Annotated in this window: 22 protein-coding genes and 3 tRNA genes; 16 read left to right on the top strand and 9 right to left on the bottom strand. The window is 49.2% G+C overall.

All coding sequences use genetic code 11. The features are described 5' to 3' along the window. Positions 1 to 7: 7 nt before the first annotated feature. Positions 8 to 1,090 carry a redox-regulated ATPase YchF gene (gene ychF, locus IPH19_03225; GenBank protein QQR60403.1) on the bottom strand — a complete coding sequence of 361 codons (1,083 nt, stop codon included), beginning with the start codon at positions 1,088 to 1,090 and terminating at the stop codon, positions 8 to 10. 94 nt (positions 1,091 to 1,184) lie between these two features. Between ychF and IPH19_03230 the strand changes: the two genes are divergently transcribed. The 4 genes from IPH19_03230 to tig all read left to right on the top strand — a co-directional run bounded on the left by IPH19_03230 (position 1,185) and on the right by tig (position 3,733). Then, entirely contained in the window at positions 1,185 to 1,604 is a 420-nt protein-coding gene (locus tag IPH19_03230) for a hypothetical protein (protein QQR60404.1), read from the top strand. A gap of 3 nt (positions 1,605 to 1,607) precedes the next feature. After that, positions 1,608 to 2,150 carry a hypothetical protein gene (locus IPH19_03235; protein QQR60405.1) on the top strand — a complete coding sequence of 181 codons (543 nt, stop codon included), beginning with the start codon at positions 1,608 to 1,610 and terminating at the stop codon, positions 2,148 to 2,150. Beyond that, positions 2,147 to 2,353, top strand: coding sequence for a hypothetical protein (locus IPH19_03240; protein ID QQR60406.1), 207 nt, complete (start codon positions 2,147 to 2,149; stop codon positions 2,351 to 2,353). The genes IPH19_03235 and IPH19_03240 overlap by 4 nt, the downstream gene beginning before the upstream one ends. Positions 2,354 to 2,449: 96 nt before the next feature. Beyond that, positions 2,450 to 3,733, top strand: coding sequence for a trigger factor (gene tig / locus IPH19_03245; protein ID QQR60407.1), 1,284 nt, complete (start codon positions 2,450 to 2,452; stop codon positions 3,731 to 3,733). A gap of 40 nt (positions 3,734 to 3,773) precedes the next feature. Here tig and IPH19_03250 read toward each other — a convergent pair whose 3' ends face one another. Both IPH19_03250 and IPH19_03255 read right to left on the bottom strand, forming a co-directional pair. After that, on the bottom strand, positions 3,774 to 4,475 hold the full coding sequence (locus IPH19_03250) for a hypothetical protein (protein QQR60408.1): 702 nt from the start codon (positions 4,473 to 4,475) through the stop codon (positions 3,774 to 3,776). A gap of 145 nt (positions 4,476 to 4,620) precedes the next feature. After that, positions 4,621 to 5,334, bottom strand: coding sequence for a hypothetical protein (locus tag IPH19_03255; GenBank protein QQR60409.1), 714 nt, complete (start codon positions 5,332 to 5,334; stop codon positions 4,621 to 4,623). A gap of 111 nt (positions 5,335 to 5,445) precedes the next feature. On the opposite strand from IPH19_03255, the gene IPH19_03260 reads away from it, so the two are divergent. After that, positions 5,446 to 5,712, top strand: coding sequence for a DUF167 domain-containing protein (locus IPH19_03260; GenBank protein ID QQR60410.1), 267 nt, complete (start codon positions 5,446 to 5,448; stop codon positions 5,710 to 5,712). Here the strand turns inward: IPH19_03260 and yidD are convergent. The 3 genes from yidD to rpmH are packed head-to-tail and all read right to left on the bottom strand — an operon-like array spanning position 5,700 to position 6,564. Beyond that, a complete protein-coding gene (yidD, locus tag IPH19_03265; protein QQR60411.1) occupies positions 5,700 to 5,951 on the bottom strand; it encodes a membrane protein insertion efficiency factor YidD in 252 nt (83 codons plus the stop codon). The two genes, IPH19_03260 and yidD, sit on opposite strands and share 13 nt — an antisense overlap. Further along, positions 5,948 to 6,355: a ribonuclease P protein component gene (gene rnpA, locus IPH19_03270; GenBank protein QQR60412.1), complete on the bottom strand. Its 408-nt coding sequence runs from the start codon at positions 6,353 to 6,355 to the stop codon at positions 5,948 to 5,950. The genes yidD and rnpA overlap by 4 nt, the downstream gene beginning before the upstream one ends. A 41-nt stretch (positions 6,356 to 6,396) precedes the next feature. Then, the gene (gene rpmH / locus IPH19_03275; protein QQR60413.1) at positions 6,397 to 6,564 is read right to left on the bottom strand and encodes a 50S ribosomal protein L34; all 168 of its coding nucleotides are present in this window, start codon (positions 6,562 to 6,564) and stop codon (positions 6,397 to 6,399) included. Positions 6,565 to 6,688: 124 nt separating this feature from the next. On the opposite strand from rpmH, the gene dnaA reads away from it, so the two are divergent. After that, the gene (gene dnaA / locus IPH19_03280; protein ID QQR60414.1) at positions 6,689 to 8,080 is read left to right on the top strand and encodes a chromosomal replication initiator protein DnaA; all 1,392 of its coding nucleotides are present in this window, start codon (positions 6,689 to 6,691) and stop codon (positions 8,078 to 8,080) included. A gap of 273 nt (positions 8,081 to 8,353) precedes the next feature. Beyond that, on the top strand, positions 8,354 to 9,484 hold the full coding sequence (gene dnaN, locus IPH19_03285) for a DNA polymerase III subunit beta (protein ID QQR60415.1): 1,131 nt from the start codon (positions 8,354 to 8,356) through the stop codon (positions 9,482 to 9,484). Between the two features lie 46 nt (positions 9,485 to 9,530). Here the strand turns inward: dnaN and IPH19_03290 are convergent, their stop codons facing one another. After that, entirely contained in the window at positions 9,531 to 12,338 is a 2,808-nt protein-coding gene (locus IPH19_03290; GenBank protein QQR60416.1) for a transglycosylase domain-containing protein, read from the bottom strand. Positions 12,339 to 12,461: 123 nt separating this feature from the next. Here IPH19_03290 and IPH19_03295 point away from each other — a divergent pair, with 123 nt between their 5' ends. After that, positions 12,462 to 13,091, top strand: coding sequence for a 3D domain-containing protein (locus IPH19_03295; protein ID QQR60417.1), 630 nt, complete (start codon positions 12,462 to 12,464; stop codon positions 13,089 to 13,091). 34 nt (positions 13,092 to 13,125) lie between these two features. Here the strand turns inward: IPH19_03295 and IPH19_03300 are convergent. Continuing rightward, positions 13,126 to 13,200 (bottom strand) — tRNA-Cys (locus IPH19_03300). Positions 13,201 to 13,360: 160 nt separating this feature from the next. Between IPH19_03300 and IPH19_03305 the strand changes: the two genes are divergently transcribed. The 3 genes from IPH19_03305 to IPH19_03315 all read left to right on the top strand — a co-directional run bounded on the left by IPH19_03305 (position 13,361) and on the right by IPH19_03315 (position 17,877). Then, positions 13,361 to 14,236 carry a hypothetical protein gene (locus IPH19_03305; GenBank protein QQR60418.1) on the top strand — a complete coding sequence of 292 codons (876 nt, stop codon included), beginning with the start codon at positions 13,361 to 13,363 and terminating at the stop codon, positions 14,234 to 14,236. A gap of 76 nt (positions 14,237 to 14,312) precedes the next feature. Continuing rightward, entirely contained in the window at positions 14,313 to 16,988 is a 2,676-nt protein-coding gene (gene polA / locus IPH19_03310) for a DNA polymerase I (GenBank protein QQR60419.1), read from the top strand. A 46-nt stretch (positions 16,989 to 17,034) separates the two neighbouring features. Further along, positions 17,035 to 17,877 (top strand): hypothetical protein, encoded by an 843-nt coding sequence (locus IPH19_03315; protein ID QQR60420.1) that lies wholly within the window; start codon positions 17,035 to 17,037, stop codon positions 17,875 to 17,877. A gap of 39 nt (positions 17,878 to 17,916) precedes the next feature. Here IPH19_03315 and IPH19_03320 read toward each other — a convergent pair whose 3' ends face one another. Continuing rightward, positions 17,917 to 18,180 (bottom strand): 30S ribosomal protein S20, encoded by a 264-nt coding sequence (locus IPH19_03320; GenBank protein QQR60421.1) that lies wholly within the window; start codon positions 18,178 to 18,180, stop codon positions 17,917 to 17,919. A 146-nt stretch (positions 18,181 to 18,326) separates the two neighbouring features. Here IPH19_03320 and IPH19_03325 point away from each other — a divergent pair. From IPH19_03325 to IPH19_03345, 5 genes are all read left to right on the top strand, one after another. Continuing rightward, positions 18,327 to 18,401: transfer RNA gene (locus tag IPH19_03325), tRNA-Arg, on the top strand. 156 nt (positions 18,402 to 18,557) lie between these two features. After that, positions 18,558 to 18,633 (top strand) — tRNA-Ala (locus tag IPH19_03330). Between the two features lie 991 nt (positions 18,634 to 19,624). After that, positions 19,625 to 20,500 carry a hypothetical protein gene (locus IPH19_03335; protein QQR60422.1) on the top strand — a complete coding sequence of 292 codons (876 nt, stop codon included), beginning with the start codon at positions 19,625 to 19,627 and terminating at the stop codon, positions 20,498 to 20,500. 1 nt (position 20,501) lies between these two features. Next, entirely contained in the window at positions 20,502 to 21,437 is a 936-nt protein-coding gene (locus IPH19_03340; protein ID QQR60423.1) for a hypothetical protein, read from the top strand. A gap of 71 nt (positions 21,438 to 21,508) precedes the next feature. Next, positions 21,509 to 24,778, top strand: a complete 3,270-nt coding sequence (locus IPH19_03345) for a hypothetical protein (protein ID QQR60424.1) — start codon at positions 21,509 to 21,511, stop codon at positions 24,776 to 24,778. Positions 24,779 to 25,146 lie beyond the last annotated feature (368 nt).

A 25,146-nucleotide genomic window follows, 5' to 3' on the forward strand; every position in this document is an offset into this window, starting at 1 on the left:
TCAATCCTTATGCTCCGATTCTGAAATAGCAAACATCGCCATCCTGCATGATGTAGTCTTTTCCTTCGATGCGCGTCTTTCCCTTTTCACGGCAACCGGCTTCTCCACCAAATTCCACGTAGTCCGTATACGGCGTGATTTCTGCGCGGATGAAATTCTTTTCAAAGTCGGTGTGAATGACGCCAGCGGCTTGAGGAGCGGTTGATCCTTTTTTGGTGGTCCAGGCGCGTGTTTCAACTTCACCTGTGGTCAGGAATGTGATGAGACCGAGGACATCGTAGGCTTCTTGGATCAGTTTGTTCAAGCCGCTCTGGGTTTGGCCGGCCATTTCCAAATATTCTTTTTTCTCGTCGTCGGACATGGTGGAGAGGTCTGCTTCCATCTTGATACAGACAGGAACGATGCGGCCTTTCAGGTCTTTGACGCGTTCTTTCCAAGAACCATCGCCAAGCTGAGCTTCACTGACGTTTACGACGTACAACATCGGTTTCATCGTGAGAAGCTGAAGGACACGCAAAGAGAAGCGCTCGTCATCGGTCCACTCGACATCGCGGAGCATGGTGCCGGCGTTCAAGTTCTGGATCGCTTTGGCGACAGCAGTGCCTTCTGCTTCCAACTCTTTGGTTTTGCCGCTCTTCATCTGCTTCTCGATGGTACCGGAGCGTTTGGTGAGAACATCCAAGTCAGCGAGGGCGAGCTCGGTATTGATCGTGTCGGCATCGCGCAGAGGGTTGATGGAGCCGTCGACGTGAAGAATATTAGAATCTTCAAATGCGCGGACAACCTGGGCGATGGCGTCGGTCTCGCGAATGTTGGCGAGGAATTTGTTGCCGAGGCCTTGGCCTTCGGAAGCTCCCTTTACGAGACCGGCGATATCGACGAATTCGATCACGGTCGGAATCAGTTTGGCGCTGCCGCTCATCTTGGACAGGACAGCGAGGCGTTCATCCGGAACTTCAACGACGCCGACGTTTGGATCGATCGTGCAGAACGGATAGTTGGCGCAGTCGACCTGCTTTTTGGTGATCGCAGAAAACAGCGTGGATTTGCCCACGTTTGGAAGACCGACGATGCCGATTTGGAGAGCCATATTTGCGCGGAGAATAAAGGAGAACAGGGAAATGTGCAAGGGTTGACTTGTCCTTAATATAATGTAGGTTGGAGGCGCACCTTAGGAGGTCGCTATGAGCGATGTTCCGCTGCTACTCCCGCAAGTGACGGTTCACCGAGGGATGTTCTGGTTTCGAGATAACGAGAGCGTCTGCTACTCGATCTCGCCCGAAACAGCGCATGAGATCGTCTTTCATTGGCCGCTTCTACCCAACTCCATGAGGGAAGGCCAGCTCACGTTTACCGTCGGACCGTATCGCGTAACCAAGCGTCTCACGGCCAGCGTCGAGCTGCCACTGCGTACGTCCTATCAAGGAACGCGCGGCGTGATGGTCTCGATCGAGTGGATTGCACGCATGCAGCCGCTACTCGAGTACGCCTACCGAATTCATCAGCATGATCCGAACGACTCGTTCACGATCGTGTTTGGCGAAGAGGGTCGGTCTACGCGCGTCGAGCCTGATCGACAATCCATTCCACCGCAGAAGGAGTAGAAGATGCCGGCTCTGCTTTCAATTGATGCCTGCATCGTGGTTCGCGGCGTCAAGCCTATCGGATTCCACGGCGCGTATCGAGATCCGTCGAGCGTATGCGAAGTCTGGATTCGCGACAGCTACGCGGGTGTCGAGAATTGCTGGCACCAGTATTACGCCGATCAGACCATCGACCTTCTCAACGATCTTGCGAAGATCAACTTCTCGATCGACGAGCGCGATGAGATGATTGGCGCGGTCAGACATACGAGCCAACGCGAGCACTCTGTGACTCTGACCGGGCATTCGGTTCCGCAAATCGGCGTGGATTGGGAGATTAGCCTCGGGAGTTTTTGGGACAATTTCCCTTTTCTCGAGGCGGCAGAGAATCTCAAGCGGCTCTCCAAGAGCATCGAGCCGAACCAAATCATACCGATTCACCCGGTGAACAATCCGCCCGCTCTTGCCCAGCAGCTTCAGGAGTACCGCGCGCGCTGGCAGGACAACCTCAATCGTCCAACCCACACGTATCTCCCGATCCACATCAACCGACCGGAGGAGAAATGACTCGTACCGTGATCTTTGTTGCCGTCCTGCTCATGCTCGCACCGACCGAGATCAAGGAGCGCGCAGCCGACATACGCCGCAAGTCCGCGGAGATGCGTGAGCGCTTCTGGCGTAAGTACGACGCCGCCGCGAATCACGCGATCGATCGCCTCGAAGACTTGGGCGTCATTCGCACCAAGGACTACGGGACTAGCAAGTCCTAAAACTGCCTGCGCCGACCCGGAATCACCGGGTCGGCGTTTCGTATTTACGAGGGTTGACGTGATCGACGAAAACGCGTAGGTTCGAGGCCTATATATATGTATACGGTAACCAAACTCCCTAAGTCGGAGGCCAAAATCGAATTTGAAGTTACGTGGGAAGAGTCTGCCCCCTATCGCGAAGAAGCGGTGGTCGAGATTTCCACGGCCAAACCAATGCCGGGATTCCGTCCAGGCAAAGCTACCTATGCCGATGTTTCACGCATGGTTGGCGAGATGAAGATTCTTGAGATGGCGCTCGAGCGTATCGTGCGCGCTTATTACGTGAAGGCTGTTATCGCCGAGAAGCTTGAGACGGTTGGTTCCCCGGCTGTTTCTGTTGATCAGCTCACGGCTGGCCAGTCCATCAAATTTACGACGATCTCTCCTGTTGCACCGGAAGTCACCAAAATGCCGGTCATCAAAGACTGCGCTGTTGAGAAGAAGACCAAGCAGGCCACGGACAAGGAAGTTGAGGATGCGGTCGATGAAATGCGCAAAATGCGCCGCACCGAGGTTCTCGTAGACCGCGCTGCGACCATGGATGACTTGGTGATCGTTGATATGGAGATGTCGCGTGATCATGTTGCGCTTGAGGGCGGCACGGGACGTGATTACCGTGTTTACTTGTCGGAACCGCAATATATCCCTGGGTTGACGCAAAAACTCGAGGGTATCAAGGCTGGCGAGGAGCGTACGTTTGCTCTCCCTTTCCCTGAGGAATATTTCCAGAAGCATTTGGCAGGCAAGGATGTCGACTTCAAGGTGAAGGCCAATTCCGTGCATGAGTTGAAGATGCCGGAAGTGAATGACGAGTTTGCCAAGGGTATCGGTATCGAGACCATGGATGAGCTGCGCAAGAAACTTCAGGAGAACATGCAGAAGGAAATGGATCAGCGAAGTTCCGACGCGGCCGAGATCGAGATGTTGGAAAAACTTGTTGCACAAGCGAGCTTCTCGGAAGTTCCGGAAATTTTGATCAATGAGGAAGTGCGCCGCATGCAGCATGAGCTGCAGCACAGCATCGAGGAGCAAGGAATGAAATGGGATGATTATCTTTCGTCCATCAAAAAGACGGAAGCTGATCTCAAACTCGACTTTGTGAAGCAGGCGATCCGCCGCATTCAAACGGCTGTGCTCATCAAAGCGTTTGCCAAGAAGAATGATATCGATGTCGCGGATGAAGAAGTGGATGCCGAGATCGACCGCATTCTTGAAAACTTGCCAGCAGAGCAAGAAGAATCGCGCGCGCATGTCTCAAGTCCGGACTATCGCGACTACGTAAAAGTCACGATGCGCAACCGCCGAACCTTGGAATGGCTGCGAACGGAGTGTATTAAATAAACGAGAAACGCCCCCGTGAGAAACGGGGGCGTTCTTGTAGTCAGCCGCGGTTCAGCCGGTCTGCCAGCGAGATGATGTTCGGATGCTTGCGTCGATTCTTCTCGGCCTTGTACATGCGAATGAGCTCGTCCTTTGCACCGTTGAGACAGTGCTCGCTGTAGCAAAGCTTTCCTTCGCTATCGTGCGAGAACATGTAGACCCCACTCTGGGCGGACCACTGGTTGTAGCCACCGAGGCGAGGCGCATCGACTTGATACGGGGACTCCATGCGGAGCGCGTAGTAGCGTCCGTCCCCGCTGAGGATCTTGCCTCGCAGGATCTGACCATCGTGCTCCACGGTGACCTCGACGTTCGAGTTCTCACAGAAGCGATCGTGTTCGTCGATCTGCTTCTTGATGGGGTCGAGTTTCGCGTTCTTGCGTGCTTCGACGTGAAGCTTGATCGCTTCCTCGCCCTGCTTCTGGACATCCGTGGGGATCCTCCCGATGTAACCCCACTTACGACCGCGGTACTCGGACTTGAACCAGAAGTAGAGTCGACCGTCGTGCTCCGCGAAGGCGGGGTTCCTCTCGAGCGAGTCAATGTCGCCTTGAGAGCCCTTGCCTTTTTCACGGATGCCACGGCAGGCCTCCCACCTGAGTTTATTTTCGACCTCGTCGAGATCGACATCCGACGTGAATTCATCCGTGTGGTAGTGATCCACGAGATCCTGCTCCAGATCGATCGGCTGCGGGTTGTCCATCATCGTCTCCTTTCAAAGTACAATGTGGCTTTACCAGAATAATATTGTTTTGTCAATGGTCTAGTGAAGTGATCGCTTGTAAAAATACTGACAAATGAAAACGCCGTTCGCAGATGCGAACGGCGTCAGCTTCTCCTCGGCGGAGTCACTTGATCGAGGGAGCTGCGCAACCCCGACGCGGAAAGGGAGGGTCATCGACATCCAAAAGAGTAGTGCCGTCGGATGAATGGTGGTCTACGACCGGAGCATAGTTTCTCGGACGCAGATACTCAGGCAGGCTTTGATCGCTTTCCTCGCGCACAGGACTCATCACGTATCCCGCGAGGTAGAACGGATACAGCGTCTTGCGGTCGATGGCGCGGATCCGTTCAGGAACCAGCCAAGAGAGCACAAGACCTTCGTCCGCAATGGACTTCGGGCCGCACAGGTTCTCGAAGGAGAAGGCACGGATCGATTCGTCCCTCAGAGGCGACGACAGGTTAGGGATCACGACCCACTCAATGATGGGCTCGTGGGTTCCGTCACCGTTCAGAAGACGAAATCTATCGATGTGTCCCCCGCGCTTGTCCGTCCGTGCGCCCAGCCTACGGTCGAACTTGGGTCCATGAACCCGCTTCATGGCCTCGGCATGCGCTTCGAAGGTCTGGATCATGCCCTCGCGGCCCTTGCCGAAGCGGACACGAAACGATCGGAAAGCGTCACGTCCCCGGGGCCAGTTGGGAGCGGTTGCAGCGAGGCGCTCGAAGACATCGGAGTGGATACCCCAATTCCCAAGCTCGCACTGTTCTCGCAAGCGCTTGATTTGAATCTCAAGAGACTGCTTGAACGGGTTCCTGCTCTTTGCGTGCTCAGCACTCATTACCACATCCTTTCAAGGAACATTTGTAGGCTATATCAGAATATTGCGATTCTGTCAACGGTCGTCGGTAGAGCGATATTAAAAAACTCCTGTTTTTGCTATCATTCATTTATGTACACACTAAGTGTTCTTGTTGTGCCGAATGCTTCCGTGACGGAAATTGTCGGGATGCATGATGGGGCTTTGAAGATCCGTTTGGCTGCGCCGCCTGTTGATGGGAAGGCGAATGAAGAGCTGTTGCGTTTTTTGGCGAAATATTTTGATCTTGCTCCATCGGAAATCGACATTGCAAAGGGCGCGAGTGGAAAACGCAAACGAATTTCTATTCCCCTGCCAGAGGAAGATGTGAAAGCGATGCTTAAAATTTACGAAACGTGATCGATGCCGCCGTGGCTCCAGGGATTGCATCGTAATATTCTTTTCCAGCCGATCCAAGAGCCTTTGATCAGTCCGTACTTTCCGATGGCGTCGTATGTGTACTGCGAACAAGTCGGGTGAAATTTACAAACACGGTACGGAAATAAATCCCGGAAGGGGCCGTGGTCGGGTGAGAGCGTTTTTTGATAGAGACGGATCATGAGCTGACCCGAGCGTCGTGGAAGATGCGTGATCTTCATGTTTCATTTTTGAAAACGACGGAAGATTTTTTACGCGCTTTTGGTTTGCGAGGAGCGGGAGGCTTTTGCATGGCTTCCGGAATTTTTTCAAATGATCGACGGACCATCGTTTCAAGTTCTTTGAAGTCGGCCTTGAGGAGTTCCAATTTCAGGATGAAAAGGAGGTCCATGTTTTTGGGCCACTCGGATTTGAGGAGGCGGAGCACCTCGCGCATGCGGCGTTTCCCACGATTGCGTGCGACGGCTGTCTTAAAAACCTTGGATGAAGTGACAAAACCGACCTTGGTTGGTGTTTGGCTCGCGCGGATGCGCAATGCGTAGAAAGGACTATAAACAACCCGCCCTTTTTGCGAGAGCAGAGCGAAATCTTTGGCTCGGCGGAGGCGTTCGTTTTTGGGCAACATATGAAAAGACGAGGGTTTCCCCTCGCCTATTCTACCGCTCTTTAGCGGCGGGAGCGCTTAACGACGGTTTTGATCGCCGAGACGCGGCGGCCCTTTTTGCGGCGGCGCGAGAGGACTTCACGGCCGTTCTTGGTGCTCATACGAGCACGAAAACCGTGCACCTTTGCTCTGCGGCGCTTTTTGGGCTGATAGGTTCGCTTGGTTGCCATATAATTGGTGACCCGCCAAAGATACAGGATTCCGCAGAAATTGGCAAGTATTCACCCCTTTGCTCACTTTTTCTCCACAGGTTTGACATAGTTATGCACAGTTGGAATGATCGTCGTAATTTCTATGGACCAGCAAGCACTTTGGCAGGCGGCACTCGGTGAGCTCGAACTCACTTTGTCGAAAGCGAATTTTACGACCTGGTTTAAAAACACCTATCTCATTCAAGCCGAGGGAACAAAGGCAATTGTCGCGGTTCCAAACACGTTTACCAAGGCGTGGATGGAAAAAAAATATAACGATCAGATCATAAAAGCCTTGCGAAATGCCTCGAATCTACCGATTCGTGAGGTGACGTATCGCATCGAAGTAAAGAACACGACGGTTTTGCCGATGGAAGTTACACAGCAGACAGCGGAGCCATCGACTTCAACGTCGGAAGCATCTCGTTATGAAGCTCCGATGAAATCTGAAGGATCGAATAGCGATGTTGGTTTGAATCCGCGTTATACCTTTGGTTCGTTTATTGTTGGAAAGAGCAATGAGCTGGCGCATGCTGCGAGTCAGGCCGTCGCTTCCAAGACAGGCGATGTTTATAACCCGCTATTCATTCATGGCGGCGCTGGAATGGGTAAGACGCATCTTTTGCAGGCTATCGGCCATCATGTGCAGGCAAGGACTCCGGAAGCCAAAATCCGCTATGTCACGTGTGAACGTTTTACCAATGAGTTCATTCAGTCGGTGCGCGGAGGCAGGATTAATGATTTTAAAGATAAATATCGCTTGGTTGACGTTCTTTTGATCGATGATATTCAGTTTTTGACGGGGAAAGAGGGTACTCAGGAAGAGTTTTTCCACACATTTAACGCGCTTCATCAGAACAATAAGCAGATCGTTATCACTTCGGATCGACCGCCGAAAGATATTCAAACCTTGGAAAGCCGTCTTCAGTCCCGTTTTGAGTGGGGCATGATGGTCGATATTTCCAAACCGGATTTTGAAACGCGCGTTGCTATTCTTCAGGCTAAGGGTCGAGACAAAAATTACGCTCTATCTACAGAAATTTTCCATGCGATTGCCGGCGCGATTCAGTCGAATGTACGTGAGTTGGAGGGCGCGATGAATAAGATTATCGCTTATCACCAGTTCAAGAACATTCAGCCAACGCTTGATTCCGTACAGCCGCTGCTTCAGAGCTTCACGCCGACGATTACCAAGCGAAATGTCACGCCGCGCTTGCTGATCGAGACCGTTATCTCCTACTACGACATCTCGATGGAAGATATTCTTGGTAAAAGCCGCGAGCGCCGCCTCGCTTTCCCAAGACAAGTCGCGATGTACTTACTGCGTGAGGAAGCTAAATGCTCCTATCCTTCCATTGGCGACCAAATTGGAGGAAGAGACCATACGACAGCGATGCATGCTTGCGACAAGATCAATACGCTCTTGAAAGATGACGAGCAATTGAGGCGAGATCTCACAACTCTGCGCGAACGCCTCTACAGCCAAAGCGCTTAGGTTAGCGCAATCATCTGTGGACAAAACTGTGGATAGGTGGGGATAAAACTAGGGACAACTGAGGGATAAAAGATCGGACATAATTAGAACGGGGTGTTTGTGCACGTATTAGACGGATGATGTCCCCGTCAATGGTGGATGAATGAGGACGATAACATGGCTAAGACAAGCCATGTTTTTGATTATCCCCGCTGTCCACATAGCCTATTACTACTACTGTTTATATATATACTTGATTAACACAACACGGAGTGCGAACATCGGCATGAACATATGCATTTCGCTTGTACTCAGGAGAACCTTCTTCAAGGCCTTTCTCTGGTAAGTCATATCTCCGGGAAGAATGCCAATCTCCCTATCTTGGGAAATGTTCTTCTTAAGACAGACTCCGGAGGTTTAAAACTCTCGACGACCAATCTTGAGATGGCGGTTTCAGCCCAGGTCAGAGGACGTGTCGAGGCTCAGGGTGAGTTTACGGTTCCTGCCAAGCTTTTGCAGGATTACATTTCATTGCTTCCAGCCGGAAAGGTTGAATTGGTTTTGGCGGATGATGTATTGGAAGTTCGAGCGGATGGATCATCCACATCTATTAAGGGAATGCCGTCTTCCGAGTTCCCGCTTATCCCCAAGTTAGCCAAAGACGGTGGATATCATTTGAAGGCTGATGTTTTGCGAAATGCGATCGGACAGGTGGCGTTTGCCGTGTCGGGTTCCGAGTCGCGTCCGGAGCTTTCGGGTGTCGCTTGTTATTTCCATGGTCAGATCAATGGGAGTTTGGTGATGGCAGCTACGGACTCATACCGCCTCTCGGAGCGCGTTTTGCCCCTTGAGGGCACGGGGACGCAGAAAGAGGGTAAGTGTATCGTTCCGGCCCGCGCGATGCAGGAGGCGGCCAGAATCCTGACGGCTTACAAGGATGATGTTGGGATGCCGGAACAGGTTGAGTGGTCGGTGACGGATAGCCAGATGGTCATGACTTATGGAAACGTGGAATTGATCTCGCGCTTGATTGAAGCTTCTTTCCCGGATTATCGACAGCTTATTCCGGCACAGTTCAAGACAACGATGGTTTTGTCACGATCAGAACTTCAGAAAGCGATTCGCGCCGCTTCATTGTTCTCACGCCAAGGATTGTTTGATATTCACTTCGAAGTTGTTCCAGGAGAAGGTTTGAAGGTTTCTTCTGCGGATACGGGAACGGGTGCACATAAGACGACATTGAAAGCCGAGATTGATGGTGATGCGAACAAAGTTATTTTGAACTTCCGTTATATTTCTGATGGATTGTCAGCGATGGGAACGGATAAGATCGTGCTGCGCATGATTGATGCGATGAATCCGGTCGTCGTTACTCCAAAAGATCAGGAAGGTTTCCGCTACATCGTGATGCCGATCAGACAGTAGGAACTATGCAGCAAGAAAAACGCCCCGGTTAACGGGGCGTTTTTTTTTATTCTGTAATGTTTACACTGATTTGCACGCGGTCGAATTGATCGACATTGGCCTTTTTGGCTTTGACGACGAGATCGTAGCGGCCGATTGGAGGACCGGCTGGGACGGAGATGGTGATCTCGTTGGCGTTGGGCAGGAGCTGCGTTCCTACGAGACGATCAACGCTGTCGCTGCCGATGAAGCTGACGTCTACGCGATCATATTGCGATGGGTTTTCCAGACGGACGCGGATGATTTTTGGGAATGTCGTGCGTGCCCAGGTTTCTCCGTTGGAAGGCGCGATGATCGAGATGGTTGGTTCGTTTGGATCGGCATCGGCTTCAAGGTTGAAGGTTGTGCTCGACTCGCCCCATTGGCCCATGTTGTCGTAAGCGCGGACGATGAGTGTGCGGAAGCCTTTGCCGATGCTGTTTGGAATTCTTACGCGGAAATCCCAGGGAGCATTGAAACCAGATCCAACAGGCGTGCCGTCGACGAATGCTTCTACGCGCGTGATTGGGCGCGAGGAGTTGATCGAGAGACTGACCTGCATCTGACGTGTAAAGATCGATCCATTTGCTTGCGGCGAGAGCACGGAGATTTGCGGTCGAGTTTCTTCCGTGAAGGCGTCATCCGTTTCTGTCGGGATCGTGCTCGTTGCATTCCAGCTTGTTTTTGAGACCCAGGTTTGAACGCCGGTTTCCCAGTTGGAGAATTGTGGATCATCGGCCGGGTTGGATGGAGGTGGTCCGGTTGGATCGTCTTTATCGACGTAGTAAAGAATGTCATGCGCTTCTCTGCCGATGCGTTCTTCTACGAGTTCCGGCGGCGTCTGATCGGTGGCGAGTTTGCCGGTCAATTTGTTGACTTTGATTTTTTGTTCAAAGACTTTGCCGAGCAGGATTGGGCGTGTTGTTTCCGGAGGGGCGGGCTTGGTGAAGCGTTCAATTGGTTTGCCGGTGAGCGCGCGCTTCATGAAGGCCTGCCAGATCGGTGCGGCGACGATGGAGCCGTCCGCGCCGCGTTTCATTTCCGAGTTATCGTTGTTGCCGACCCAGACAACCGAGACGAGGTTGGGCGTGTAGCCCGCCGTCCATGCATCGTGGTTGTTGTTGGTGGTTCCGGTTTTGGCAGCTACCGGACGATCCGGAAGCGTGAGCGAGTTACGGCCGCCAAAAATGTAGGCGCGCGCATTGTTGTCGGAGAGAACGTCGTTGGTGAGGCGGGCGATCTGCTGATCCATGACGCGGCGAGCTTCCGGCTCCTTCCACTCTTCAAGGATTTTTCCGTCAGCATCTTCCACACGGAGAACGGCAGAGGTTGGACGCCATTCACCGTCGGTGGCAAAGGCTGCGAAGGCGGCAGCGTGCTCGATTGGTTTCACTTCTGCGCCTCCGAGTACAAGTGATAATCCAAAGCGACTGCGGTCTTCTAACGTTGAATAGCCGAGTGTTTCGGCAAAATCGAGCACTCGTCCGACACCGACGAGGTAGAGAACTTTCACGGCCGGAATATTCAGAGAGCCGGCCAATGCCTGACGCAAAGAGACGGGACCGTTTTCTTTCAGACTGTAGTTTTTTGGTTCGTATTTTCCGATCTCGGTTTTGAAAACCGTGTTGACGTCCCAGACTTGGGTTTCTGGTAAGTAGCCGCGCATGAAGGCGGCCGCATAAACAATCGGCTTAAAGCTGGAGCCAGGCTGACGCTCCGACAAGGTTACGTTGAATTGACCGTCGTTCTCTTCATCAAAGAAATCCTTGGATCCGACCATTGTCAGGACTTGCCCAGTCTTTGGTTCCAAAGCAACGAGGGCGGCGTTGGTAAATTGGTATTGTTTTCCAAGTGTTTCAACGCCTTTTTTTATTTCCTCTTCTGCTGCCTGCTGCATGCTCCAGTCCAAGGTTGTAATGACTTTCAATCCGCCTTGTGCGACAGCGCGATCACCATAGGTTGTTTCAAGAAGATCGCGGACATACATGACAAAGTGCGGCGCATCGATATTGCCGATGCGGCGCGGTTTAATTTTTTCAAGCGTCTTTACTTCTTTAGCGGCATCGACTTCTTCACGAGAAAAAAATCCTTCATCAGCCATTTTTGTGAGGACGAGATGCTGACGTTGTACGAGTTGTTCGCGATGATCACCGCTCAAGCCGGTGCCGTACGGAGAAAAATAATCTGGACGCTGAATGATGGCTGCAAGTAATGCCGATTCATCAAGCGTTAATTCTTTTGCAGGTTTTCCAAAATAGGTTTGCGAGGCCGACTCGACGCCATACAAGTTTGAGCCGAATGGAATCTCGTTCAAATACAGCTGCAAGATCTCTTCTTTGGAATACTTCTGTTCAATCTGCAGTGACAAAATAATTTCACGCAGCTTACGCGTGTAGGAGCGCTCTGTTGTGAGAATGGCATTGCGGACGAGCTGCTGAGTTAGTGTTGAAGTTCCTTGCAAACGCTGGCCGCGCAAAACGCTCATGACGCCGGCGCGTAGGAAGCCGCGCCAGTAGACGCCGTTGTGTTCGTAAAATAAACGGTCCTCGATCGCGATGGCGGCTTTCTGCATCGAGTTTGGAATCTCATCGATCTTTACGAGTGTGCGACGTTCATCGCCGTGGATCTCATAAAGGAGATGTTCTCCGGTACGATCAAAGATTTTGGTCGATTGCTGGACGCTTCTGGTGATCAGGGAGTTTGGATCAGGCAAATCGCGGCTGACCCAAGCGGCAAACAAGGTAAAGACAAAAAGACCGATTACAGAGATCGCTAAACCTCCTAAAACGGCTATTTTTAGCGCAATCCAAGCCTTTGGGCCGAGTTTTCGGCTCAATGGACGTAGTTTGTAGCTCAAGTCTCTAAATATTTTGCTAATATTAGCCATTTTATTGGGCAAAACCCTTGACAAAAGGGCTTTATTATGTTATGATTTTCCGTTAATTATTCAAGCCTGACTATGACTATCTATACCATCAACAAGTATAACGTAGCCAAAAAGACGTGTCTTGCCATTATGGCTGTCGTCCTCGTTGGCGTACAGGCTGCTGCTCCGGTTGCCAAGGCTGCGGATTTTATCCCAAGCTTGCTTTGGTCTAAAACGGAGACGGATTCTGCTAATGACAAAGTCATTGTTCTCCCGCAAAAGTCTCGCCCGACTACGATTAAGACCATTCGTATGGACTCAACGGCTTATACGTCTCGTGCTAATGAAACGGATGGTAGTCCGTTTATCACGGCTGACGGTTCTGTTGTTCGCGACGGTTATGTTGCAACGAATGTCTTGCCGATTGGTACCAAGATCCGTATTCCTTCCGTATTCGGTGACAAGATTTTTGAGGTTCGTGATCGCATGAATCCGCGCTATCGCTATCGCGTCGACATCTGGATGGGTGATCTTGCGTCTGCCAAGGCTTATGGATTGAAGCGCAATATCGAGGTTGAAGTTATCGAGATGGGTACGGGTAAAAAGAATTGGGAGCAGTGGAATGGCCGCACGGCTGACCTTAATAAGGTTGGTAAGTATGGTCCGGCCGCTGAACCGATCCCGCAGCCTTATATCATCGCGAAGATTGACGACCAGAGTTAAAAACAAAAAGACTCCCGATGGGAGTCTTTTTGTTTGGAGGCGTGAGTGGGAATCGAACCCACGAATAAGGGTTTTGCAGACCCCTGCCTTACCACTTGGCTACCACGCCGCAGTCGTTTCTGTGTGCGAGGATATTAGCCATAGGTGTTGATTTTCGCAAGCGATGAACCAACTCTTTACGAGACTTTCTATCTGTAGTATCCTGCGGGCCCGTTTGTCTTTCAAGTGGGCGGGCAACGCACTTTTTCAAGAGGAGTTTCATGGAGCCTATGTCTCATCGATACGATACACCCGTACCGATCCCGAATGTCGAGGTGAAACGCGTTTCTCTCAACGAGCTGGCAACAGCTCACGCCAAGACGGGAGAGCGGTCGGTGCTGCTCGCCATCGACATGAAGCAGGAGGTACATGAGGGGGTGATTGGTTTGATGCCGCTTTTGCCGGTGACGCGGTTCATTCCGTACAAGCCGGAGTATGCACTGGTGCGAGGATACTACTCGATCGGACGCGTGGTGTTTCTGACGGGTAATGTGCGATTGCGCGCATTGCTTTCGGAGCCTGAGTCGCTCGATCTGGTGGTCGATGCGATCAGGCGTCGGCGCAATCCGCAAACGGGCGTGACTCCCATGGAGGCGCGCTTCGTCGGACCGCTCGAGACTTGTCTCATGCGGCGCGAGGGCCGATGGACCGAGCTCACGCAGCGCGGTGAAGGTCCTGCCGTGACGGGCGTCGATGCGCAGAGCGACATGGCTTACGCCATTCAGCTGCGTGGATCGGAGCGCTCGCTGTCCATCGTTCGCGGACGACCGACGCTCGAGGGCGTCATCAACTGGGAGCTTGTGACCACGGCGCCGGATGGCGTTTCTATCCTGGATGCGAGCCGAATGGTGCGCGATCGGGATGGTGCGCTACTCAGCTTGGTCTCGCTCGAGGGCGAGTGCGTGAAGCTTCTCTCGCTGACCAAAGGTAAGGTGTATTGGGGTGAAGACATCCGGCTGCCTGGCTCTGCCATCGAGGGAAATGGCGTGGGTGCGGAGCCGGGATCGATCCTGACCCAGCGATGGGCAGAGGACGGTTACCTCGTCACCCAGTACAGTCGTTTCTACAATCTTCCGCTCTTGGCCTATCTGAAGTCGAGCGGCTGATCGGCATTTCTGAGGACCTCGGACATTCTGTCCGAGGTCCTCTTCTTTTTGTTCTCCGATATGTCATGCTGTGGCCATGAAACGCCTTTATATCTTGGATGCCAATGCTTTGCTTCATCGTGCTTGGCATGCGATTAGACCGCTGACTAATCCAAAGGGTCAGGTGGTTAATTGTGTGTATGGAATGATGATGTCGGTCATGAAGCTGATCGAGGATGAGAAGCCGGATGCTTTTGTCGCTTGTTGGGATACAGAGGCTCCGACATTTAGACATGAGGCATATGAGGCTTATAAGGCTAATCGCGTTCAAAAGGAGGATGAGCTCTATGCTCAGATCCCTTGGGTAAAGGAGGGTTTGGAATTGATTGGCGTGCCATCTTTTGAATTGGATGGATATGAGGCTGATGATTTACTCGGAACTTTTGCAGAACGAGCTAAAAAAGCTGGCTGGGAAGTCGTTATTGTTACTGGAGATCGTGATGCTTTGCAGCTGGTGAAGCCGGGTATTTCCGTTATGGCGTTTAAGAAAGGCGTTACGGAGACCAAGCGTTATGATGTTGAGGCGATTAAAGAAGAATATGGGCTAACGCCAGAGCAATTTCTTGAATATAAGGCAATGCGAGGCGATACGTCAGATAATATTCCGGGTATTCGAGGTATTGGAGACAAGGGTGCGACGGATTTGTTGCAGAAATTTGGCTCTATCAAAGCTATTTTGAAGGCTGCGCATGATGCAAAGTCAGATATTTCTGCATCGACTAGAGAGAAGTTACTTGGAGCAGAGAAAGAGATTCCGGCGATTATGGCTTTGGTCACTATCGAGAAAAATGTTCCGATTGATTGGAAGCCGGCTTTAGGAGTTTTTCCGAAAGATAAAGAAGGGCTGCTCGCCTTCTTGCATGCGAATGGTTTTAAATCTTTGCTTGGAAAAATTCCTGGTGAAGTTGTCGTGAAGGAGAAGAAGGTGAAGGGAGAGAAAAAACAGAAAGGAGAAAAAGCGAAACCAGAAATTTCTGTTTCACTTAAAAATATTCTTTTGCAAGAAGTGCGCGTTGAGAAAAAGACGGAGATCAAGAACGTGCTAGAAGCTTTACGAAAATCGAAAGACGTTGTTGTGCGAGCCGTGCGAAATTCGCAAGGATCATTATTTGGAAATGAAGCAGGAGGTTTTGTCTTGGCGGATGATCGGACAGCGTATGTTTTTTCTGCGGCACTGATCGAGTCGAGCAAGAACGAGTTGCAGGATTTTTTGGCAGACGACGATGTGAAGTTTGTCGCACATGATGCAAAGCAGGACATGAAGCTTTTGGAATCGCATGCGTTGGAAATTCCTCGCTGGAATTTTGATACGATGCTTGCCGGATATGTGTTGGGCGCCGGAGAACGCAATCATGATTTGGGCGCGATCGCGGCAAAGTATGCGAGCGTGCAGCTTGAACAAGAAAGCGGACCATTGGCGGAAGCGAGTGTTATCAGGGCTTGCGTGAAGACGTTAAAAAAGTTGCTGGAGGAAGAATCGCTCTTGCCGATCCTTGAACGTTTTGAACTTCCGCTTGTTCCGATTTTGCGCGCGATGGAGCGTGAAGGTATTTTGGTGGATCGAAATTATCTACGCGGACTCTCAAAAGAGATGTCGAAATCAAAACAAGAGATTGAAAAGAAGATGATCAAGGCTGCGGGAGTGGATTTTAATCCAGGATCCCCTACCCAGCTCGCGGAAGTGCTTTTTGGGAAACTTGGCTTGGAGACGAAAGGTGTGAAGCGCGGCAAGACGGGTTTCTCGACAGCTGCTCAAGAGTTGGAAAAATTACGCGGCTCACATCCTATTATTGATATGATCGAAGATTATCGAGAGGTGTCAAAATTACTCTCGACGTATGTTGATGTCCTTCCGGATCTCGCGGATGCGAATGGACGTATCCATACTTCTTTTGATCAAGCGGTCGCGGCGACGGGAAGACTTTCTTCATCGGATCCGAACATGCAAAATATTCCGATCCGAACCGAGCTTGGCAGAAAAATTCGCCGAGCATTTATTGCGAAGGAGGGATTTGTTTTGTTGTCCTGTGACTACTCGCAGATTGAATTGAGATTGGTGGCGGCGCTCGCCAAAGACAAAGCGATGCTTCAGGCATTTGAAAATGGAGAGGATGTGCATACGGCTACAGCATCGTCTATTTGGGAGATTCCGTTGAAGGAGGTGACCAAGGATCAGCGCCGCATCGCTAAAGCCATTAACTTTGGATTGATTTTTGGCCAAGGTCCGCAGGGTTTGGCTCAATCGGCGGGCATTTCATTTAAGGAGGCAAGAGCGTTTATCGACAAATACTTCCAGGTTTACAAAGGAATCAAGAATTATATGGTGGAGACCAAGCTTTCTGCGCATAAACTTGGCTATGTTGAAACGTTTTTTGGAAGAAAGCGTTATTTGCCAGAGATTCATTCTTCTATGCCGATGGTAAGGGCCCAGGCTGAAAGAATGGCTATCAATATGCCCGTACAAGGCTCTGAGGCCGATTTAATCAAGCTGGCGATGATCGAAATAGCCAAAAAATTAGAGGATGTGTCCCCTGCTAGCCGTATGCTTTTGCAGGTTCATGATGAATTGTTGTTTGAAGTGCCACCGAATGATGTTGAAAAAGTCTCGGCTTTTGCAAAAGACTTGATGGAGAATGTTGAGAAGGTTGGTGTACGGGTTGTCGTTGAGTCGAAGGTAGGAAAAAATTGGGAAGAGATGAAGCCTGTCGAATAGACAGGCTTTTTTTGACAGGCGGCTTCCCTATCGCCACGATATCAGGGTGCTGATTTTGTGTTGCGGGCCGGATAGCTATCGAGCTTTAGCCAGAGCTAAGGAGCTTGAGTTAGCGTTCAAACAGAAGCACGATCCTGAGGGTCGCGCGATTGAACGATTATCATCAGGGAAAGATGGTGTTGAAGAACTCATTAGTAAAGCGGCGGGCGCAAGCCTTTTTTCTCCTAGACGTTTTTTGCGGGTTGATGGAATCGTTTCTAGTTGTCCCAAGACAAAACAAAAAGCGTTGTTAGAAGCACTAGCTCGCGATACAGATGCGATGATTGTTGTTAGCGTAGAGGAAGAGCGGCCTGTATCGAGCGTGATGAAGCCTTTTGAAGCGCTACCGAAAATCGTGGTGAATGACTATCCCCTTTTGTCGGGAAGATCGTTTACAGATTGGGCGAGAGAAATTGCAAAAACCCTTGGTAACATTGATGATAATCAAGTTGTGAAGCTTGCAGATTTTTGCGAGGGAGATAGCTGGAAATTTATTAACGAGGCTATTAAGTTGGCGGCGGGCGCCTCACTTGAGCTCGATCGCTCTTCCTCGGAAGCCAGTGCTTATGATTTAGCAGATCAGATTTTGAAAAAAGATTTACGAAGACGAGGGAATGCAGAGAAGATTGAATTTTCTTATGCGGAAACTTCCGTGTTAGTGCAGCAAGGCGTCGCGGCATTACGAGTGAAGGATCAAGATGTTGCCGGATTGCCTCCGTTTGTTTTAAAAAAATTGCAGAGCATGAACATGATTGAGCCTTCTTTGATTTTTGCTTCAAGTCTTGAGATGTTGTTTTTGCAAAGAGCTGGGTTTTGTAATGAGGCTGAGTCGATTAGCTTAATCCCCTAGAAATAAAAAAGACTCGCGATTATCGCGAGTCTTTTTGTTTTATTTGATGGCGGCGATCATCTTGCTGGAAGCTGATGCCATGCGGCGTGTTTTGTTGAAATGAAGAACGTGGTTCTTTGCAGCCTTGTCGGAAGCTTGCTGAAGTTTGCGTGAAACTTCAATAGCCTCAGCCTTTTTTCCGGCTTTCACCGTTTCCTTCAATTGCTTGGTGAGAGCCTTTACGTGCATCTTAAGACGGGCATTGCGAGCGGCGCGGCGCTCGTTTTTGCGGAGGTCTTTGATTGCTGCATGCTTGTTTGGCATAGGAAGATGCCTAAGATTAGTCGTGTATGCGTTTTTCGTCAAGGTTCTGGGTAAATGCGTTGACGGTAGGAGCAGAAAAAAATATACTAGCCCCGCTTCCCTTCTGAAATTAGGTTAAAAGTACTTTATATATTTTACGACACTAAGCTTCCATAGTTCAACGGATAGAACGAGGGACTCCTAAGCCCTAGACCGAGGTTCAATTCCTCGTGGAGGCACCAGGTGAAACAATTAAATGAATTGTTTCACGTGAAACATTTTTGAATCGCTCGGTAATGTTTCACGTGAAACCATCTTAGAACTTGTTTCTTTATAATGTTAGTTTTGTTTGCCATCGCAGTAAGAATGTTTCACGTGAAACATTGTTTAATGCCTTTGGGCCAATAGCTCAGTTGGTAGAGCGCTGCATTCGCATTGCAGAGGTCAGGAGTTCGAATCTCCTTTGGTCCACCATAATGAAAACCGCCAATTGGCGGTTTTTGTTTTTATAATTGTTTCACGTGAAACATTATTGAATCGCTCGGTAATGTTTCACGTGAAACCATCTTAGAACTTGTTTCTTTTTTAAATGTTAGTTATGTAAACCATCGCAGTAAGAATGTTTTACGTGAAACATATGGTTTATTGCTCTGGTTAGTTTCAATCATTTTCTACAAGCTACTATACTTATTGGTTAGTCACATTGGTTGCTTATCTACCCTCAGTTGTCTACTTATATTGATGTTATTAATACGTTGTTTCACGTGAAACATATGTTTATTCTTACTAGCTTCGCTATTTATCTTTATACAGTCTAATGATGTTTCAAATGACTTAATTTCAATGCAGATAGATACTATTTAATAGTAATACGGTTCTATATGTGAATGTTTCACGTGAAACATATAGTTAGTTAGTTAGTTAGTTAGTTAGTTAGTTAGTTAGTTAGAGTTAGAAGTTAGTTAGTTAGTTAGTTAGTTAGTTAGTTAGAAGTAGTTAGTTAGTTAGTTAGTTAGAAGAAGAAGAAGAAGTAGTTAGATGAAGTTAGAAGTTAGTTGAAGTTAGTTAGTTAGTTAGTTAGTTAGAAGAAGAAGAAGAGTTAGTTAGTTAGTTAGTTAGTTAGTTAGTTAGTTAGTTAGTTAGTTAGTTAGTTAGTTAGTTAGTTAGTTAGTTAGTTAGTTAGTTAGTTAGTTAGTTAGTTAGAGATGTGTTTGTTTCACGTGAAACATTGTTATTACTTGTTCAATTAAATTGATTTATTCTGCAATTACGCATTTACTTCATGACTATTTAATTTATCAATGCGATTTAATTAATTTTTTTTGGCTAATATTAAACATTAAATATTAATATATATCTTTTACGACTCTTATTTATACCGGTTGAAGAAACATTGATTTTTTGCTAAAATAGATGTGTGCGAATGAACAAAGGATTGCTCCTTATATTGTGTTGCTCCCTCTTGATGGTTGGGAGTAGGGCTTTGGCGATGTCGAGTACGAATTTTCTCATTCAATGGGATAATGTGAATTCGGGAGGTTTGGATAATTCAAGCAGCACAAACTTTTCTTCTCGAGACACACTTGGCGATAATGCTTCTGGTACAAGTACGAGTGCCAACTTTCAACTTTCGGCTGGTTATCGAGCGCCTGAGGGGGCAGATACTCTGACTTATCAGGTTCGCGCCCGTTCTACGTCAGTGAATTCGGCTTATACGGCGTTTAACGATGGTGCGAATACCGTTACCTTATCTTCGGTTGCTGGTTTTGCTATCGGAGACTTGATTTCGGTCGTAGAAAATAATGATTTTTCGCAGCTTGTTGCTGTTGGAAGAATCACAAATATTGCCGGGCTTGTCGTAACTGTCGATGATTTTGAAGGGGATGGTGGAAGTATGAGTGCTTTGCCTGCCGGTGGTGATGACTTGGTATATCTTTTGAATTCGAACTCTATTAACTTTGGTTCTATTTCATCCGGTTTTCCGTATACGTCGGTTGTAGGGACGTCCGTGCTGACGAATGTTGCTACGGGTTACAGTCTTTATGTTCTAGCTAACCAAGAATTGCAGAATGGTTCAGCTCAAGTTATTGCGGCGGTGAGTGATGGCACGGTATCGCTGGGAGTAGAGGAGTATGGCGCAGAAACGACCGGTGCTTCTGCATTTTCCGCAGGTGTCGACATCGGTGTTACGACATCGCAGCGTGTCGTGCAGACGTCGGTGGCGACCACGGGGCCGATCTCTGACAAGATTGGGATGATTTTTAAACTTTCCATTACATCGTCTACGAATGTAGGAACTTACTCGCAGAACGTGTATTACACGTTAACGGCGAACTACTAGTATGCGATTTCGTTCTTTGTGCTTTATCGCCGTCATGATGTTCTCGCTCGTTATCGGAACTTCCGTGCAGGCGATTAGTGTTAGCCCAGCGATTATCGATGTTGGTGCTGATGCCGGCAAACAAGTGGATTTTTCTATCTTGGTTACGAATGAAGAAGCGGAGACGCTTTCTTTTGCTTTAACGATTCAGAAGTTTATTCCGCAAGGGGATGGCGGCGGTACGCAGTTTTTACCGCAAGAAGATACGAGTGGTTTGCCGGATTGGCTTTACCTTGAAGCGCCGACGCTAACCTTACGTGCTGGTGAAAGCCGACGCATGCCCGTTTCTTTACGTGTTCCCAATGATGCGACTCCTGGCGGTCACTACGCAGCGATTTTCTTAACGCAGACAAGTTTGGATACGGCTGCTGGGCAAAACGTATCGGCGATTCCGCGTATCGGGGTTTTAGTTTTTGCCACGGTTAATGGGACGATGGTTGAGCGATTGGCTTTGCGTAACGCTCGTACTGAGCAAGTAAATGGCAGTCATTTGCCGGTTCGATTTATTGCCGATGTTGAGAATCAGGGAAATATCCATGTTCAGCCTGAAGTGAAGATCGATATTACCAATATGTTTGGCCAGACGGTTGCTACGATCGATGGAAACAGTGTAGATGCCAGAGTCCTTCCTGGTTCAAAGCGTATTTTTGCTAGTGAGTGGAGCAAGAGCGATGTGAAAATCGGAACGGGTTTTTGGGATGAGCTGAAGCAAGAGTGGGAGAATGGCGCGATTGGCTGGTACGAAGCTCGTGTTCAGGTTTCCAGCCGCGCTGGTTCTGCGGGGGAATCAAGAATTGGTTTCCAGGTTTGGCCGTGGAGAAGTTTGTCGATCGGTGCAGGTTTGTTGGTGTTGGTTGGGTTTGTGCTTTGGATGATTCGTAGGATATTCCGCCGATAGGCTCGGCCATCGACCTTGTTTCCTTTGTAAGAAGGAATGACAGGGCCGGCTGCTGAGGATTACGAACCTTTATGACAAAGCGTTTTCAACGTATTTTTGCCACGGTGTTATCCGTGTTGTTTGTTGTTGCGCCGCTTGCGCAGACGCACGCTGCAACGCTCACTGGTCGCCGTGACATCATGTCGCGTCAGGAACCTTCTACGCTTTCCAATCACGAGATCCGTTTTATTACACCGAGCGGAGTTGACGCGCCGTCTGATACGATAACGATTAATTTTCCTATTGGATTCAATGTTGCGCCGATAACGGCGGGGGATGTCGATCTTTATCATGGTGCTGTCACGGGTTTTGAAACGAATGAAACCGTTGCAGCAACGGCAGCGGCTGGTGTTTGGGGTGCTGCTGTATCAGGTAGAACGCTTACGCTGACAGCCCCGACCGATGCAGCGGGTGGTGAGATCGCTGTTAACGATGTTGTGCAGGTGCGAATCGGTACAAATGCAGCAGGCGGAACAAATCAGATTACTAATCCGACAGGTGGCGGAGGCGCGGTCACGATTTCTGTCGGCGGCACGTTTGGGGATGCGGGTGGTATTGATGTTTTTATTGAAACTGGGGATACGATCGGTATCTCAGCGTCTATTGCCGCGACTTCAACGCCTGGTGGTGGTGGCGGGGGTGGTGGGTCGAGCGGGGATTTAACTCCGCCATCGATTTTGAATATTCAGGTTTTGAATATTACGACGTCGACCTCGCTTATTACTTGGGATACGAGTGAGGCAGCGACGACTTATATTGTTTGGGGAACAGATATTTTCTATACGTTAGGTACTTTTTCAAATCCTACCTATACGATTGGGCACTCGGTGCCTTTGAGTGGATTGCCGCCCGGGACTGTCATCCATTTCCGTATTACAGCGGTTGATCCGGGAGGGAATACGACGCATAGTACGGATCAGACGTTTACGACGCTATCGATTCCTGCGGCGCCTATCATTACCAATGTTCAGGCGGTTGCCATTACGGATACGAGTGCGTTGATTACTTGGAATACCAATATTCCTGCTTCGAGTATCGTTGATTTTGGCCTGACTGCGGGTTATGGATCTGTTGCGACAGCGCCGGGAGATGTAACAAGTCATGCGGTATTTTTGAGCGGGCTTTCTCCGGTAACTCCTTATCACTTCCGCGTTCAATCAACAGAGCCGAGTGCATTGTTAACGGCGGTGTCTGGTGATTTTGTTTTTACAACGACTGGCGATATTACAGGTCCAGCGAATGTGTTTGGTTTTACCGCAACACCCGGCAATTCTCAGAACTCACTTAATTGGAATAATCCATCTGACCCAGATTTTTCCTTTGTACGTATTCGCGCGAGAACGGATGGATATCCATCGGGGCCGGATGATGGACGATTTGTTTATCAGGGTAATGCGAGCTCGTTTATCGATGCAGGCTTGGTAAACGGTGTTACCTATTTTTACGCGAACTATGCTTTTGATGGATCGGGGAATCGCTCTAGTGGCGCGTTTGCACAAGCGACTCCTTTTGGATTGCCTTTGCCTCCGCCGACCTCCACGCCGCCAACTCCTCCAACACCGCCAACGCCGCCAGTCGTCACACCTCCTGTTGGCGGAGGAGGCACGACGACTCCGCCTCTTCCACCTATCGGTGCAGCTACTCCGACACCTCCGATCATTTTGCCGCCTACATCGACTCCTCCGGAAGAGCTGAGCGCACCGGCTATTTCCATCAGACCTACCTATTATGCTGGCGGTGGATCGATTTTGCTTGAACCGGATATTAGCGGTGCCGTTGGTACCGCGCCTGGTGCTCCGGTGCTGGTGCGAGTTCCTGTTACGAGCCTACCATCACAACCCACGAGTGCCGTGATCCGTGTCGGCGGATCTGTTTATGCGCTCTCGCCATTGCCCGGTGGTACTGAGTGGGGTGCAACATTTGTGCCTTCTCGCGGTGTTGAGCGTGTTCCTGCAACCGTCCAGTTTCAATTAGAGGATGGGAGAACGGCGGCTGCATCTACCGTTATTGAAACGAGACCATCGGGACGCGTTTTGGAAAGAAAGGGAGTTACTGCTGATTTAACTCCAGTACCAGGAGCCATCGTGCGTTTGTACGAGTCTGTGAATGGGCAGTGGCAAGAATGGCAGGGTGCTCGATATGGACAGTCGAATCCTGTAGAAACCGGTGCTCCAGGCGCCTATGGATTTGTTGTAAGGAATGGCCAATATCGTGTTGTTGTTGAGAAAGATGGATATGTTACACAAGAAAAGAGTTTAACTGTTACCAGAAACTACGCATCGATTGATGTTATTTTACCTAGCGAGGTAGATGTTCCAGTTGTCGGTCCGATTTTGGAGTTCCTTCAGTCGGAAACAGCTCGTGATACGGCGAATATCGCGGCACCAATCGCTGTTGCGCTTGCGCTCGCCAACTTGGCGGCCGCGGCTTCCTTGTTTAGCCTGCTTAACTACATTTGGTTCTTGCTTACGCAGCCGATTTTGCTCGTCGGACGTAAGAAACGTGACAAATGGGGTATTGTTTACAATTCTTTGTCTAAACACCCGCTTGATTTAGCTGTTGTTCGTCTTATTCAAGCGCAAACTCGTACGGTTGTTCAGACTCGTGTTACCGATGCTAAGGGCCGATTTGCGTTCCGAGTAAGGCCTGGTTTGTATCGTATTGAGGTCGTGAAGCCGGGATTTGTTTTTCCTACGGTGTTTTTGAAGGAGGAAAAGGAAGATGTTGATTTTGTTGATCTTTATCATGGTGAGAATATCGAGGTTAAAGAGGAGGCGAATATCGCGGTGAACATTCCTTTGGATCCTGCTAAGGCTGAAGAAACGCCGTTTGCCATCCGCGCCAAGCGATTTTTGAGACATGCACAGCACGCATTCAGCCTTTTGAGTGTCATTGTAACGATTATTGCGCTTATCATAGCTCCAAGTTGGTTATTAGTTGGTCTGTTGGCGTTGCAAGTGCTCACGTATTTCTTGTTTAGACGCCTTGCTTTGCCTAAGAAGCCTAAAGAGTGGGGTATTATCTACGATCAGAAAACTCGACGTCCTTTGGGAACGGTTATTGTTAGAATCTTTGATAAGAAGTTCAATAAGCTTTTGGAAACTCAGATCACGGATTCCAAGGGGCGATATGGATTCTTTGCCTCTAAGAACTTTTATTTTGTGACGGCGGATAAAACAGGCTTTGAAAAGTACCGATCAGAGGACATTGATCTCGTGAATGCGAAGGAAGCTGTGATTGATAAACACATTTCTCTTAAAAAACTTACTAACAATTTATCCACAGAAAAAAAGAAAGTTTAAAACTAATTTAATTAGCTAATATTAGCACCGTATGAACGGTGCTTTTATAAAACCTTATACTTGATGTGAGCTTAAAAAACCGCTTAGTCCACAACTAAACGGGGATTGGTTCCTAGGTCTACGCTGCGAGTAGGAGAGTTTCCTTCGCTATCGATTGGGGAATCGAAAGCACTTATAAGGAAAAATGGTCTGCTCTTCTGCGAGTAACACGTAGTCATGTTGTGACTGGCGTTAAATGCGCCTGTCGATTCTGACGTGCAAACTCATCGTACTTTTATCGAATCTGTAATCGCATCCCCATGCGAGTTATTTGCGTTTATAAAGCGATTTTTCAGCTCCCAAGACCAGGGACGCGGAACAAGAATCGC

The organism is Candidatus Uhrbacteria bacterium, from assembly GCA_016699205.1.
GTDB lineage: Bacteria > Patescibacteriota > Patescibacteriia > 2-12-FULL-60-25 > 2-12-FULL-60-25 > CAIXDN01.

What these genes read in the sequence shown, in the direction of transcription:
- IPH19_03305 (QQR60418.1), top strand. Translation starts at nt 13,361, where the DNA reads ATGTCTCATCGATACGATACACCCGTACCGATCCCGAATGTCGAGGTG.
- dnaN (QQR60415.1), top strand. Translation starts at nt 8,354, where the DNA reads ATGCATTTCGCTTGTACTCAGGAGAACCTTCTTCAAGGCCTTTCTCTG.
- IPH19_03335 (QQR60422.1), top strand. Translation starts at nt 19,625, where the DNA reads ATGGTTGGGAGTAGGGCTTTGGCGATGTCGAGTACGAATTTTCTCATT.
- tig (QQR60407.1), top strand. Translation starts at nt 2,450, where the DNA reads ATGTATACGGTAACCAAACTCCCTAAGTCGGAGGCCAAAATCGAATTT.
- IPH19_03345 (QQR60424.1), top strand. Translation starts at nt 21,509, where the DNA reads ATGACAAAGCGTTTTCAACGTATTTTTGCCACGGTGTTATCCGTGTTG.
- dnaA (QQR60414.1), top strand. Translation starts at nt 6,689, where the DNA reads ATGGACCAGCAAGCACTTTGGCAGGCGGCACTCGGTGAGCTCGAACTC.
- IPH19_03255 (QQR60409.1), bottom strand. Translation starts at nt 5,334, where the DNA reads ATGAGTGCTGAGCACGCAAAGAGCAGGAACCCGTTCAAGCAGTCTCTT.
- IPH19_03320 (QQR60421.1), bottom strand. Translation starts at nt 18,180, where the DNA reads ATGCCAAACAAGCATGCAGCAATCAAAGACCTCCGCAAAAACGAGCGC.
- IPH19_03240 (QQR60406.1), top strand. Translation starts at nt 2,147, where the DNA reads ATGACTCGTACCGTGATCTTTGTTGCCGTCCTGCTCATGCTCGCACCG.
- IPH19_03230 (QQR60404.1), top strand. Translation starts at nt 1,185, where the DNA reads ATGAGCGATGTTCCGCTGCTACTCCCGCAAGTGACGGTTCACCGAGGG.
- IPH19_03235 (QQR60405.1), top strand. Translation starts at nt 1,608, where the DNA reads ATGCCGGCTCTGCTTTCAATTGATGCCTGCATCGTGGTTCGCGGCGTC.
- rnpA (QQR60412.1), bottom strand. Translation starts at nt 6,355, where the DNA reads ATGTTGCCCAAAAACGAACGCCTCCGCCGAGCCAAAGATTTCGCTCTG.
- yidD (QQR60411.1), bottom strand. Translation starts at nt 5,951, where the DNA reads ATGAAGATCACGCATCTTCCACGACGCTCGGGTCAGCTCATGATCCGT.
- IPH19_03295 (QQR60417.1), top strand. Translation starts at nt 12,462, where the DNA reads ATGACTATCTATACCATCAACAAGTATAACGTAGCCAAAAAGACGTGT.
- ychF (QQR60403.1), bottom strand. Translation starts at nt 1,090, where the DNA reads ATGGCTCTCCAAATCGGCATCGTCGGTCTTCCAAACGTGGGCAAATCC.
- polA (QQR60419.1), top strand. Translation starts at nt 14,313, where the DNA reads ATGAAACGCCTTTATATCTTGGATGCCAATGCTTTGCTTCATCGTGCT.
- IPH19_03340 (QQR60423.1), top strand. Translation starts at nt 20,502, where the DNA reads ATGCGATTTCGTTCTTTGTGCTTTATCGCCGTCATGATGTTCTCGCTC.
- rpmH (QQR60413.1), bottom strand. Translation starts at nt 6,564, where the DNA reads ATGGCAACCAAGCGAACCTATCAGCCCAAAAAGCGCCGCAGAGCAAAG.
- IPH19_03260 (QQR60410.1), top strand. Translation starts at nt 5,446, where the DNA reads ATGTACACACTAAGTGTTCTTGTTGTGCCGAATGCTTCCGTGACGGAA.
- IPH19_03250 (QQR60408.1), bottom strand. Translation starts at nt 4,475, where the DNA reads ATGGACAACCCGCAGCCGATCGATCTGGAGCAGGATCTCGTGGATCAC.